The sequence below is a fragment of the Pyrinomonadaceae bacterium genome (assembly GCA_036277115.1).
Classification (GTDB): Bacteria; Acidobacteriota; Blastocatellia; order Pyrinomonadales; family Pyrinomonadaceae; genus UBA11740.
In genome coordinates this window covers 517,002-530,197 of sequence record DASUNM010000023.1, presented here as the reverse complement: position 1 = coordinate 530,197, position 13,196 = coordinate 517,002, and the positions used below count along the sequence as shown (strand labels likewise).

Here is a 13,196-nt window from a genome sequence, read left to right as displayed (position 1 = left end):
CAAAGGCGGCCTCGGTGACGACTACATGGTGTGTTCCATTGGTTCCGAAAGATGCCGGCGCGATGCGAACAGATCGGCGGCGCCATCTTCGGGCGCGTCAAAGACCGCCACGCGGTTTCGACCGGCGCGTTTTGCGCTGTAGAGCGCCATATCCGCTGCCGAAACCAGCTCGGCTCGTGACTCACCGTGCAGCGGAAAAGCCGCGACACCGATCGACGCCGTAAGATGGCCAAACCCCGGGATTTCGATCTCCTCGATACGCTTGCGCAGTCGCTCGGCGACGACCGTGGCGCCATCGCTGAACGCCTGCGGCAGGATCAAGGCAAACTCATCACCGCCGAAACGGCACGGCGTATCCACGCCACGCAATTCTTCGCGGAAACAGTCAGCCAGTCTGCGCAACGCATCATCGCCCGCGTCGTGACCGACCGTATCATTGAGCTGCTTGAAACGATCCAGGTCAAGCATTAAAAGCGCCAGTGGCTGTTGCAGTCGCGTGGCCACCTGCAATTCGCGGTCGAGCTGCATCTCGAACGAGCGGCGGTTGTAGCAGCCCGTGAGCGAGTCGGTCAGCGCTTGCTGTTGCATCTGCGCGAACAAGTCCGCGTGATTAATTGCGACAGACACCTGGTTGGCGACCGTGCGGAGCAAAAGGATTTCGTTGTCCTGCCAGGTTCGCGACGTATTGTCATCGACGACTTCCAGCGCGCCGATGAATCGCTCCTGAAACACCAGCGGCACGACTGCCAGCGGAAATTCAGCGCGCAGGCCATCTGAAATCTCTGAGCCATCACGAACGAAAATTTCCGGATTCCTGGCGATTGTCGAACAGAGTTCGTCAAGCGCTTTTGTAACTGCTTCCCGTTTCAGCTTTGCTTCCTTCTCAGCATCGGCAAAGTACGAGTAGCTCAGCGCCTGAACTTCCGTCTGACCTTCAACGCGGAGAGCGCAACACGCTACATTCAACGCCGCGCCGACTTCGGAGACAGTCTTTTGCAGAATCACGCCGAGTTCCAACGATTCGCGAATCGCCGTGGCAATGCGGTTGACCGCGATTTCGCGGCCGGCTTGCTCCTGCAACAAGTGCGCGAGTTTTGTGGTGACGCTCAATGTCAGTTGCAACGACGTCGCTTTCGGCATCGAAGTTTTTACCGCGTTCTCAAAAGCCGTTGCTTGATATGGCTGTTCCGCCTGGACCCGCGCCATCAGGTACTCCAGCGCCGAATAGACAATGTCGGGTTCGAACGTCCACACCACTTCGTCCTCACCTGAATCTTCATCGTTTCGCACAGTCGCGAGCAAAGCCGAGAAGCGCGCATCAGCAATCACGACGAAGTGCTCTTTCACATGCTCAGGGCCGGTGTGCGCCATCAGCACCGGGGCGGTGCTGAACGAGGTCGAGCCGTCAATGCTCTCCGCAACATCATCGGTGGGACCAACGAAAAAGAAAGTGCGGCGGCCACCCCGCGCCAGGTCACGTACCCGCGCGAGTTCTCGCGCCGAACGCTTGGGCGCATAAGGCAAACTTTCGATTACGAGCGCGCTGAGATTGTTCTCAAGCACGACGTCCTCGAAGTAACGGTGAAGTTGTGAAATAGTCGAGTGCGCACAGCGGACAGGGGTCAACTGCCGAGTGTGCTGTGCCAAGAGGGCGTCAAACAATGAATGCATAGGAAAGGACCACCGGTAGGAAGCTGTACGGCTTCGGGGCGGGAAGCAGGCCAAAACCATTTTTGCATTTTGTAACGCGCCTTGTCTATGGCTATTTTCCGCGGTTTTCGGGCCTTTTCTGCTTGTTCTTGTGGCTAAATCTTCAAGTACCCGGTTACTGCGGTCGCCGTCAGCGCGCTGTCGTTTTCAACCTCGACGTTAACAACAAATCGCCGGCGTCCGCCGCGAACGATTCTGGCGCGCGCCAGCATGCGCCCGAGAGTCACGGGCCGCAGGTAATGGATGGTGAGATCGGTGGTGGTGACTCGTTCATTTTCGTCGATGGCCGTGAGGATTACGAAAGCTGAGGCGGTGTCGATCAGCGAGGCGATGGCGCCGCCGTGAACGACTCCATGATTCTGTTTGATCTCATCGCGCACGTCGAGGCAGACAGTGACGTCGCCGCTCTTCAACTCGCACAACTCAAGGCCGAGGAACCCCGCAAAGGCAACCTTGTCAAACGCGTTACGCGCGCGCTCAAGTCGCGAGTCTTCAGTTTTGTTCATCGCGGTAGCTCGAGTCGGTGGGTTCGACGATCACTGCGGTGCCGTAACACAGTACTTCAGTAACCCCAGTGGCAATTTCCGTCGTGTCGTAACGTGCGCCGATGATGGCGTTAGCGCCGATCTCGGATGCGTGTTGGATGATGATCTCAAAAGCATCGCGGCGCGTCTCTTCGCACATCTTTGTCCAGATGGTTATGTTGCCGCCGATCATTTGTTGGAAAGTAGCGCCCAGCGTTCCGAATACATTGCGCGAGCGGACCACAATTCCGCGGACGACGCCAAGATTCTGCAGGATGCGAAAGTTGGGCAGTTCGAACGCGGTCGTCACCATTTGGTGCGATACAGAATAGCGGCGCGGACTGATGTCATAAGGCGTGCGCTGTTGGAGGGGATCCATGTTCATGACTTCTTCCTCTTGGTGGCTGGTCGTCTCGCCTTCCAGATATAGGTTTCAAGATCGCAGCGGCCACCGGCGTCGAACTTGACGCCTTCGTGTTCCAGCATTCGCTGTTGCTTGTCGGACGGCAGCGCGATGCGCGTGGTCGAGCACCGGCCTTGCGAATTGATCACGCGATGCCACGGCGTCTGGTCGTCGGAACCATGCATCACAAAGCCAACTGTCCGCGGCGTATAACCTTCGCCGAGCATGTAAGCAATTTGTCCGTACGTCATTACGCGTCCGCGCGGAATGCGGCGAACAATACGATAAACACGTTCGCGGTAAAGACGATCCGGTTTTGATTCCTTCACAACGTTCTCAGCACTACACGCGCCGGCGCGCCATCGCCCGCGCCTTCGGCGATCTTCAATGGCAGACAAATCACTTCGTAATCGCCGTCGGGCACGCCCGACAGGTTCAGGCCTTCGACGATTACGACCCCCTGGCGAAGTAGCGTGAGGTGTGTCAGGTGATGACCGGATCGAAACTTCTCAATCGAAAGATAGTCGTTGCCGACTAACTTAATGCCGAGACTTACCAGCATCTCAGCGCCCTCAGGCGTTAAGGCCGTGAAGTCTTTGCGAAAATTTTCATTCCAGAGCGCAGAATTGCGCGTGTGAAAAATGATTCGCTCAACGCCAGTCAAATCGCATGTGCTTAGAAAATCAGGAGTAATCTCCATGAGAGCGTCAGGCACGCGCACTACTCGTGCAGGGCCGATCAAACTCTCCAGAGGCAATGAATCAATCTTGCCGGCGCCTTCAATGAAGTGCGCGGGCGCGTCGACGTGCGTTCCTGTGTGCGCGCCGAAATGCAGGAACGAAACATTGGACGAGTCGCCGTTGGCAAATGCCGACCACGGCTCGATTTTTACCCCGGGGTCGCCATCATAAACCGGCATCTCAGCGCGGATCGGAACTGTAATGTCGTAAATCGGCATTGATTTCAGCGGAGACGAAATAATAGACGTAAAGCGACACTCGGCAAAGCGGCGTCAGAGTGCCGACTCCAGTCGGGTAGTTCGCTACTACAAAACTCCGACTAAAGTCGGTACTCTAACGCCTCCATCGATGATGAACCGCAAACAGCAACAGACGCCGCCCCGCATTGCGGCGTCCAGCTATCTAAACACCGCGCCCCTGATTTGGAGTTTCATCCAGGGTTCCCAACGTGATCAGGTCGAGTTGTTCACCGACACCGCGCCTGCGCGCTGTGCCGAGATGCTGGCGAACGGCGAAGTCGACGTGGCCCTGGTTCCGGTCATCGAGTATCAACGCCTTCCCGAAATCGCAATCGTTCCCGATGTCTGCGTCGGCTCGCGCACAGCCGTAAGAAGTGTCGTTCTCGTTACGCGCAAAAACAATTTGAAGAAGGTCGAGAGCGTCGCGCTCGATGAGTCGTCGCGCACATCCGCCACTCTCGTGAAAATTATCTTTCGCGAGTTTCTCGGATTCGATCCTAAGTGGGAAACGTCGGCTCCTGATCTGAAATCAATGCTGGCCCACGCTGATGCGGCGCTGATCATCGGCGACCCGGCAATGAAAATTCCGCGCGAAAAGTTTCGCGTCCACGACCTGGCCACGCTTTGGCACGAATTAACCGGCTTCGGTTTTGTGTTCGCGATGTGGATGATGAGAAAAGACGCCGGGGAAAAAGTTCGTGCGGTCGATTTTGCGGCAGCGCGTGATGAAGGAGTGGCCAACCTGAACGACGTTGAACGAACCTATGTCGAACAAATTGGATTATCGAGAAACGAAATCAGGAGTTATCTGACGGAAAACATTGTGTTTAAGGTCGATGAGGAGATGGAGAAAGGCCTTAAGCGATATTTTGAACTCGCCCTAAAGCACGCCCTGATCGAGTCGGCCAAAGAACTGGCTTTTGTCGGCGACTAATTCAATTCCTTACTTCGCCATTAGCGCTTCAATCTCGGCACGTTCCTTCGTCACTTTGTCGGTCAGCACGCGCGATCCGTTTTCCGTTACCAGCACGTCGTCTTCTATGCGCACACCGATGCCGAGATATTTCGCTGGAATATCTTTGTTGAAGCCTTCCGGAATACGGCTGGTGTCGGGCGAGATGTAGATGCCCGGCTCGATTGTCATTACCATACCGGCTTCGGCAGGGCGCGACTCGCCCTTGTGGTAGTAGCGTCCCGCGTCATGCACGTCGATTCCGAGAAAGTGTCCGAGGTTGTGCATGTAGAATTGCATGTACTTTTTCTCTTCGATGAGTTTCTTCGGATCACCATTCAACAGTCCCAACCGCACCATGCCTTCGGTGAGCATCTCGATCGAATGAGTTTTCAAATCCTCGAGCCGCACGCCGGGGCGCACCATGTCCACGCATGACTTCTGCGTCTCAAGTACAACGTCGTAGATTTCGGCCTGGGCCTCGGTGAACTTGCCGTTGACCGGAAACGTGCGCGTGATGTCTGACGCGTAGCCTTTGTATTCGCAGCCGGCGTCAACCAACAGCAGATCGCCGTCGTTCAATTCATCTTTGTTGTCGATGTAGTGAAGGATCGTCGCGTTCCCGCCGCCGCCAATGATCGACGTGTATGAAGGTCCGGCCGATCCCTCCTTGCGAAAGTGCGCTTCGATCATGGCTTCAACTTCGTATTCCATCATCCCGGGCCGCACGGCTTTCATTGCTTCGACGTGCGCTTCGGCGGCGATGTCTGCGGCGCGCTGCATGATCTCAATTTCTTCAGGTGTCTTCAGCACCCGCATTTCGTGAAGGATCAAAGTAGGATCGACAATCGTCGTCGGCGGCTCGAAAGGTCTGCGATTCATCTCGCGGAAGGTCGTGAGCTGGGCGATGATTTTCTGATCGATTTCCGCGAGGGTGTGGCCGAATGCGTAGTAAAGCACCGAAGGGCCGTTGAGAATGTCCGGCAACTTTTCGTCGAATTCGTCGATTTGGTACGCTTCGTCCGCGCCGTAGTCGCTGACCGCACCTTCCACGCCCGCACGATAACCGGTCCAAATCTCTTGCTCCAAATTGCGCGGCCGCACGAACAAGGTGAACTTCTTGTCCCTTGAAGGCGCGATCACTGCGATAGCTTCCGGCTCTTCAAAGCCGGTCAGATAGAAAAAATCCGAATTCTGGCGGTAGCGATAGTTCGTGTCGTGCGAGCGCACGGCTTCGCGCGCGGCGGGGATGATAGCGACGGAATCCTTGTCCATGCGACGCATAAATTCCTTTAGTTGCGGTTTCGTCATTCGACTCTCCTCACAGCTTAGAAAATTGAACCCGCATTGTAGCCGAGTCCGGAACGGCGGCGATAGCGCAGTCAGAATCCCGACTCGTCGGGATAGTGGGCGGTTGATCGTGGCTTGTCGGGAATCAACCGAAAAATAAAGATCAACCACCCGCTACCGCAGGTGGTTCTGACATGCGATAATCACCGCCAATGGCGCAAAGCATTCCAGCCAAAACCACCGGCGCGGAGATCATCTCGCGCGACCCGGCCACTGGCGAAGAGATCGGTCGCGTCCCGCTAACTCTGCCGGAGGAGGTTGCCCGCGCCGTCGGGCGCGCGCGCGCCGCCCAGAACGCCTGGGCCGCGAACTCTTATCGTGACCGCGGCCGGATCATGATGCAGGGGCGCCGAATCATTCTTAAAGAGCTGGAAGAGATCGCGCAGCTCGTCGCTCGCGAAACCGGAAAGCCGGCTGCGGAAGCCGTCGCGATGGAATTGACGCCATCGCTCGACCTGATGCAGCACTTCGCGCACAAGACCGAGACGTTACTCGAGCGCGAACGCATCAACATCGGCCTTTACGGCTTGATGGGCCGCATGTCGTACCTCGTTTACAAACCGGTTGGAGTCATCGGGATCATCTCGCCTTGGAACTTTCCCTGGGCGACGCCCATAGCCGAAGTAGTGATGGCTTTGATGGCCGGCAACGCGGTGGTGCTGAAGCCCAGCGAACTCACTCCGCTAACCGCCTTGAAGATCAAACAGGTCCTGACGAGCGCTGGTTTGCCGGCTGACTTGCTCCAGGTTGTGACGGGCGACGGCTCGACGGGCGCGGCCCTGATTGGCGCCGGGGTGGACAAGATCATGTTCACTGGCAGTGTCGCCACCGGCCGTCGCGTCGCTGAAGCCGCAGCGAATTATTTGATTCCAGTTGTGATGGAACTCGGCGGTAAAGATCCAATGATTGTGCTCGAGGACGCGCACATCGAGAATGCCGCGCGCGGCGCCATCTGGGGAGCGTTTGCCAACTGCGGACAGTCCTGTTCATCAGTCGAACGCTGCTACGTTCATGAAAGCATCGCGGAGAAGTTCACGCAGGCCGTCGTCGCGGAAACCAAACGCTTGAGACAGTCTGGAGATAAGCAGGGCGATCTCGGCCCCATGATTAGCGAACAACAACTCCGCGTCGTTGAGCGTCACGTCTACGAAGCCACTGCCCGCGGAGCTACGGCTTTGACCGGGGGTGAGCGAGTTCCGGATGTTCCCGGCCCGTTCTTTCCGCCCACCGTGGTCACGAATGTTAATCATGAAATGGAGATCATGCGTGAAGAGACGTTCGGCCCCACACTGCCAATCATGACATTCAGGACGGATGACGAGGCGGTGCGCCTGGCTAACGACAGCGACTTCGGACTGACCGCGAGCGTCTGGACTAACAACTTGGCCCGCGGTCGCGCGTTAGCCGAGCGGATTGACGCGGGCACGGTGACAGTTAACGAAGTGCTCTACACGCACGCCATCGCGCAGACGCCGTGGGGCGGAGTAAAGCACAGCGGCTTCGGTCGCACGCATGGCCGCGCCGGCCTGCTCGAACTGGTGAACGCGCAACACATTCACGTGAACCGCTTTCCTTCCGTTCCCGATGTTTGGTGGTTTAACTACACGCCGGATGCAGGGAAACTCTTCCGCTCACTCGCACGCAGATTTGCCTCCGGTTCGATCTTCCAAATGCTCCTCACTCTGCCGCAAATGATTCGGCGATTGAACGAGAAGCGATAGCGTTCCTCCCGACGCTCCGGTTGCTTGCGGTGGCCGGAGTGGAGAAATCTCGCAATGAAAAAATAATATCGACTGAAGTTGCCTCGCGCTATACTTTGCCGCCCTTGTCCCGCAACTTTCGTTGCAGTCTCTGAAAAAGTCCCGACCGCAGTGCAGTTGGACCGCATTGCGCCTGAAAGCCATCGGCTTCCACCCCCGGAAGAAACACCTTTCCACGAAATCAGGAGGACTCTCTAAATGAAAAGATTCTGCATTACGCTGGGGATCGTCCTGGCGCTCGCGATCTGCGCGATTATTCCCATTCTGCCCTCCGCCAGCGGGCAGAACCCGAACAAATTTCGCCGCACCGACAAGAAGATCAAAGACCAATACATTGTCGTGCTCAAAGATGATGCCGATCCCGATGGGGAAGCCGCCCGGCTGTCCCGCGAACACGGCGGGGACCGCACCGAGGGCCACACCTATCGCCGTGCTTTGAAGGGCTTCTCAGTTCGGATGAACGAGAACCAGGCGCGTCGCATGGCTGAAGATCCACGCGTCGAGTTCGTTGAAGAGGACGGTGAAGTTGAGGCTTCAGCGACTCAAACCGGCGCGACCTGGGGTTTGGATCGAATCGATCAGCGCGACTTGCCGCTGAATGGGACGTATAACTATTTTGCGACCGGCTCTGGCGTCAGGGCCTACATCATCGACACCGGAATACGCGCGACGCATTCGCAGTTTGGCGGTCGCGTTATTTCGGGCTTCACGGCGATTAATGACGGTCGTGGCACGACCGATTGCAATGGTCACGGCACACACGTCGCTGGAACGGTAGGCGGATCGACGTACGGCGTCGCGAAGAATGTGACGCTGGTGGCTGTGCGCGTGCTGGATTGTAACGGCTCAGGGTCAAACTCAGGCGTTATCGCCGGCGTTGACTGGGTCAGTTCGAATCACACAGCCGGTCAGCCTGCGGTCGCGAACATGAGCCTTGGCGGGAGCGCCTCTTCAGCTCTGGACACCGCAGTGAACAATTCAATCAATGATGGCGTTACGTACGCGATCGCTGCGGGGAACAGCAACGCAAACGCGTGCAACTATTCTCCGGCACGCGTCGCGAATGCGATCACCGTGGGTTCGACGACCAGCAGTGATGCGCGCTCTTCGTTTTCGAATTACGGAAGCTGCCTCGACATTTTTGCACCGGGTTCCAGCATCACGTCGTCATGGAGCACCAGCGACACGGCGACAAACACGATTTCCGGCACATCGATGGCCGCTCCACACGTTGCGGGCGTCGCGGCGTTGTATTTAGAAGCGAATCCGGGTGCGTCACCAGCGACGGTGGGGTCAGCGATTATCAGCAACGCGACCCTGAATCATGTGACTAATCCCGGCACCGGTTCGCCTAACCGCCTCTTGTATTCGATTTTCGGTGGTGCGCCGCCGCCACCGCCGCCGACGCCTACGCCGACTCCGACGCCTCCGCCGGGCGGATCGCAATTGCTGGTGAATCCCGGCTTCGAATCAGGCTCCGCGGCTTGGGTCGCCACTGCGGGCGTCATCGACAGTTCAACCGGACGTCCGCCGCGCACGGGTTCATGGAAGGCTTGGCTGGATGGTTATGGTTCGACGCACACAGATTCGTGCTACCAGACGATCACGATTCCATCGAACGCCACGACCGCAACGCTGAGTTTTTGGGTAAGGATCGACTCGTCTGAGACAACGACGACGACCGCTTACGACACGCTGCGAATTCAAATTCGCAATACGGCGAATGCGGTGTTGGCCACGTTGGCCACGTATTCGAATCTGGACGAGAACCCGAACTACGTGCTGAAGACATTTGACATCTCCGCCTTCCGAGGTCAGACGATTCGCATTTACTTCCTTGGCCAGGAGGACGTCACGCTGCAAACGTCATTCGTCATCGACGACACGGCGGTGAATGTGCAGTAGAGTCACTACCGGCCTGCATTAGCGGTCGTTTTAAGCCGCCGGCGTGATCGGACGACCACGCCGGCGGTTTTGTTTTGTGAATGGTCCAACGAGTTGTTGGATTTTGAGTCCCAACTAGAGAGTGCGTCGCAAGCCAGCCTTGAGTCGGGATGTTCATCTCAAGCAGCCGCGGAGCGGCGACAGATGGTAGCCCCGGGTGAGCGAGCGCAGCGAGCGGAACCCGGGGATCGAGTTCCCAAAGGTTCCAGAGCCCGCGAAGGGGGCGACAGAGGTTACGTTGTAATTGAATCGATGAATTTATGCGCCCCTTCAGGGCTCTAATCGCCAATGGCTCCTAACCCGGGGCTGACGCCCGGGTCTATTACATGCCACCGCTTCGCGGCTGGTTGACTGGCGTAACCCAAGTCGCATTTTCACTGAGCCGCAACAGAGCTCTTGTTACCTCTGTCTTGCCAAAGTGTAATTCGGCAGGAGGCTAAAGGAAGTGAGGCCGACAGCGACGCGGTCGCCAACCTTGAATCGTGTCGCGCTGGCTTCCGGTTTCGGGCGAGTAGCCATGATGGGAACCCCGAGCATGCGTTCGGGCGTGTTGATCGTCACCTCGTACAGCGGCGCCAGGTCGCCGCTCTGCGGGCGGTGTGCGAGATCGAGGCGCACATTCAATCTCTCATAAGCGCCGACAAAATTAACCTGCTCGACCACACCGTTCGCGAGACGCCGGCAGCCTTCAGGCAGTTGCGCATCCGGACTCAGACACACGTCTTCAGGACGAAAGACGAGTTTCACCGACTGGCCTTCACGGAAGCGGCGCGTCTCTTTCTCTGCGGGCAGCCGCGCCGTGCCAATCTCAACGTGGCCGCTCGTCACGACGCCCAGCAAAAGATTGGCCGCACCGAGAAACGTGGCGACGAACTCGGTCGCGGGATTGTTGTAAACCTCGTCGGGCGTGCCAATTTGTTCGAGGTGTCCGTTGTTCAAAACGGCGATGCGATCGCCGAGCTCGAGCGCCTCTTCCTGATCGTGAGTGATGAAGATTGAGGGGACCTTTACTTTCTTAAGCAGCGAGCGAATCTCGCGTCGGAGATGCACCCGCGTTTGCGCGTCGAGCGCGCCGAACGGTTCGTCGAACAAAAGCACCTGGGGCTTGTAAGCGAGGGTGCGCGCGATGGCAACGCGCTGCTGCTGGCCACCCGAGAGTTGCCATGGATATTTCTTTCGATGCTCCTCCAGCTGCACCAGCTTTATCAGCCGGTCGACCGTCTCTCGTCTTTCTTTGCGCGGCGTGTGTCGAATCTTCAATCCGTACGCGATGTTTTTCTCGACCGTCATCCGCGGAAACAACGCGTACGCCTGGAAGATGACGCCGACGCCGCGTTCACGTGCCGGCAAATCGGTGACGTCCTTGCCGTGCAGAATCACGCCGCCTTTATCAGGCTGTTCCAGGCCGGCGATGATGCGCAAAATAGTCGTCTTGCCGCTGCCCGACGCGCCCAGCAAAACCAGCGATTCGCCTTCCGAAACGTCGAAGCTGACGTCTTCGAGCACACGCGCTTTCTTGAAGCTCTTGCTGAGACCGCGCACACTCGCAGCCACCCCAGTTCTCTCGGTACGCTCAGGCGCCCACGAAGTGTGCGGATCGTCGGGAATCAATTTCATCTGCGGTTTCATGCTTCCTGCGCCTCGAGCTCTAACCAGTCGCGCGCAAAAAAGAGCACGCTAAAAATCACGAACGACAAGAGGGCCAGAACGATCGCAATCGCGTTAGCTGCTTCCAGAGCGCCGGCCTCGCCCGAATTGTACTTTGCATAGATGTAGAGCGGTGCGGTCTGCGTCATCCCCGCCAGATTTCCTGATACGAGAATCGTCGAACCGAATTCACCGACAGCCCGCGCAAAAGTTAAGAGCGCCCCCGAGACGATCGCCCCACGCAGGCTCGGCAGAGTCACGTGCCAGAACGTTTGCCAGCGGGTCGCGCCAATCGTGGCCGAGGCTTCTTCCAGCGAGCGGCTCATCGTGTCGAACACGGGCTTAATCACGCCGAAAGCCAGGGGAAAAGTGACGAAGATATTTGCCAGGATGATCGCGTAAGTAGTGAACATCAACTGCTTGCCTTCAGGCGGAAACAGAAAACGTCCAAGAGTCCCCTGCGGTCCCCACAGCGCCAGCAGAGCGAATCCGGCAACGGCCGTCGGGATCGCGGTCGGCAGAGAGATCGTGACGATGACCGCGTTGCGTCCCCAAAAGTCATAACGCGAAAGGACGTACGCCGCGAGCAGACCGAAGACCACGTTGAAGACGGTCGCCCAAAAACTTGTGATAAGTGACAGCTTCAACGCATAGACCGCCTCGGGCGCCATCAGCGAAGACCAGAAAAAGCCGAAGCCTTTTCTCATCCCGACGATGAAGATGGAAAGCATCGGCAGGATCACGAGCGGCATCATGAGGGCCAGCATCACGCCGATGCTGGTGGGACGCGCGACATCGAAGCCGCGGACGTGTCGAAATGAGCGGATCCTGGCCACGGGTGTTTACTTTCTCTTCTGCACCTGATGTTTAAAAACGGATTCGATCACTTCCGGATACGCGCGTTCCCAACCACCGAAATAGTCAACTGTGAACGGATATTTGATGGTTGCGAGTTCCTTATTTTCCTGCGTCAGGGCGTCATTCGTGGCCGGCCGAAAATGGTTTTTCACAAAGGCGCGCTGCGCTTCGTCGGTCCACAGGAAACGCACGAACGCTTCGATCACGGGACGGTCGGCGGGCGAAACATTACGGTCGACGATGACGATCGGATGTTCGCTGAAGATGGTCGCCTCAGGCACGATGATTTCAAACGCGCCGTCGGCATCCTTCAGCAAAAGCCCTTCCAGTTCATAAGTCACCAGGGCGTCGCCGTAACCCTGCTCAAACGTCGCGCGCGCCTCACGCGCGGAACTTGGAGTTGAAACGACATTTCGCCAGATGGCTTGCAGCGTTTGCAAAGCACGCGCGCGATCGGCAGTGCCGGATTGCTTCTCAGTCTTGATCAGTTCAGAGCCGTAGATGGCGAGGATCGACCACTGCGCGCCGCCTGAACTTTCGGGATCGGGATGAATCAATTTGATGCCCGGCTTCGCGAGGTCGGCAAAATCGTGGATGCCTTTCGGATTTCCCTTGCGCACCAGAATCACAAACGGCGTCTTGTTGACGATCCCTTTCTGCGGCAGGGCGCGCCAGTCGGAAGTCACCGCGTTGCCGTACTTCAGCCGTTGCGCGTCGCGCTCGATCGAAAGGATGGCCACCTGCGCCTTGACGCCCTGCAGGATTTGATTTGTGACGGTTTCCGACCCGGCGAACGACGAAGTGAAACGGACATCAACTCCGTGCTCGCTCTTCCATTTCGCGGAGAAAGCCGGATAGATTGATTTCTCTAGCGACTCTTTCATGATCGAAAAGCCGTAGAGAGTTATGTTCACGCCGCCGCCCCCGCTTTGCGATGGTGGTTTCGGCAGACAACTACCGATGCCGAGCAGAAAGAGGACGACAAGCGCAATCGCTACCGTAGAATGTTTGTTGGCCATCTTCTTCCTTTGAAACGTTGGGGACGTTTCGGGAGCCAAGTTCTTCTTTG

General features: G+C 57.4%; 12 protein-coding genes. 3 read left to right on the top strand and 9 right to left on the bottom strand.

The genetic code is table 11. From position 1 onward, the window contains the following. Positions 1-21 precede the first annotated feature (21 nt). The 5 genes from VFX97_09190 to VFX97_09170 all read right to left on the bottom strand — a co-directional run bounded on the left by VFX97_09190 (position 22) and on the right by VFX97_09170 (position 3,595). Positions 22-1,626 carry a sensor domain-containing diguanylate cyclase gene (locus VFX97_09190; GenBank protein HEX5703357.1) on the bottom strand — a complete coding sequence of 535 codons (1,605 nt, stop codon included), beginning with the start codon at positions 1,624-1,626 and terminating at the stop codon, positions 22-24. 179 nt (positions 1,627-1,805) lie between these two features. Beyond that, a complete protein-coding gene (locus tag VFX97_09185) occupies positions 1,806-2,216 on the bottom strand; it encodes a PaaI family thioesterase (GenBank protein HEX5703356.1) in 411 nt (136 codons plus the stop codon). After that, on the bottom strand, positions 2,203-2,619 hold the full coding sequence (locus VFX97_09180) for a YbjQ family protein (GenBank protein HEX5703355.1): 417 nt from the start codon (positions 2,617-2,619) through the stop codon (positions 2,203-2,205). Before VFX97_09180 ends, VFX97_09185 begins: the two co-directional genes overlap by 14 nt. After that, complete coding sequence (locus VFX97_09175) at positions 2,616-2,966, bottom strand: MGMT family protein (GenBank protein ID HEX5703354.1); 351 nt, start codon at positions 2,964-2,966, stop codon at positions 2,616-2,618. Before VFX97_09175 ends, VFX97_09180 begins: the two co-directional genes overlap by 4 nt. Continuing rightward, positions 2,963-3,595: a cyclase family protein gene (locus VFX97_09170; GenBank protein HEX5703353.1), complete on the bottom strand. Its 633-nt coding sequence runs from the start codon at positions 3,593-3,595 to the stop codon at positions 2,963-2,965. Before VFX97_09170 ends, VFX97_09175 begins: the two co-directional genes overlap by 4 nt. Positions 3,596-3,725: 130 nt before the next feature. Between VFX97_09170 and VFX97_09165 the strand changes: the two genes are divergently transcribed. Continuing rightward, entirely contained in the window at positions 3,726-4,550 is an 825-nt protein-coding gene (locus VFX97_09165; protein HEX5703352.1) for a menaquinone biosynthesis protein, read from the top strand. A gap of 9 nt (positions 4,551-4,559) precedes the next feature. Here VFX97_09165 and pepP read toward each other — a convergent pair whose 3' ends face one another. After that, the gene (pepP, locus tag VFX97_09160) at positions 4,560-5,879 is read right to left on the bottom strand and encodes a Xaa-Pro aminopeptidase (protein ID HEX5703351.1); all 1,320 of its coding nucleotides are present in this window, start codon (positions 5,877-5,879) and stop codon (positions 4,560-4,562) included. Between the two features lie 191 nt (positions 5,880-6,070). Between pepP and VFX97_09155 the strand changes: the two genes are divergently transcribed. Both VFX97_09155 and VFX97_09150 read left to right on the top strand, forming a co-directional pair. Further along, positions 6,071-7,639: an aldehyde dehydrogenase family protein gene (locus VFX97_09155; GenBank protein ID HEX5703350.1), complete on the top strand. Its 1,569-nt coding sequence runs from the start codon at positions 6,071-6,073 to the stop codon at positions 7,637-7,639. A gap of 237 nt (positions 7,640-7,876) precedes the next feature. Continuing rightward, positions 7,877-9,583, top strand: a complete 1,707-nt coding sequence (locus tag VFX97_09150; GenBank protein HEX5703349.1) for a S8 family serine peptidase — start codon at positions 7,877-7,879, stop codon at positions 9,581-9,583. 438 nt (positions 9,584-10,021) lie between these two features. Here the strand turns inward: VFX97_09150 and VFX97_09145 are convergent, their stop codons facing one another. The 3 genes from VFX97_09145 to VFX97_09135 are packed head-to-tail and all read right to left on the bottom strand — an operon-like array spanning position 10,022 to position 13,146. After that, positions 10,022-11,251: an ABC transporter ATP-binding protein gene (locus VFX97_09145; GenBank protein ID HEX5703348.1), complete on the bottom strand. Its 1,230-nt coding sequence runs from the start codon at positions 11,249-11,251 to the stop codon at positions 10,022-10,024. Further along, entirely contained in the window at positions 11,248-12,105 is an 858-nt protein-coding gene (locus VFX97_09140; GenBank protein ID HEX5703347.1) for an ABC transporter permease, read from the bottom strand. Before VFX97_09140 ends, VFX97_09145 begins: the two co-directional genes overlap by 4 nt. A gap of 6 nt (positions 12,106-12,111) precedes the next feature. Next, positions 12,112-13,146 (bottom strand): sulfate ABC transporter substrate-binding protein, encoded by a 1,035-nt coding sequence (locus VFX97_09135; GenBank protein ID HEX5703346.1) that lies wholly within the window; start codon positions 13,144-13,146, stop codon positions 12,112-12,114. Positions 13,147-13,196 lie beyond the last annotated feature (50 nt).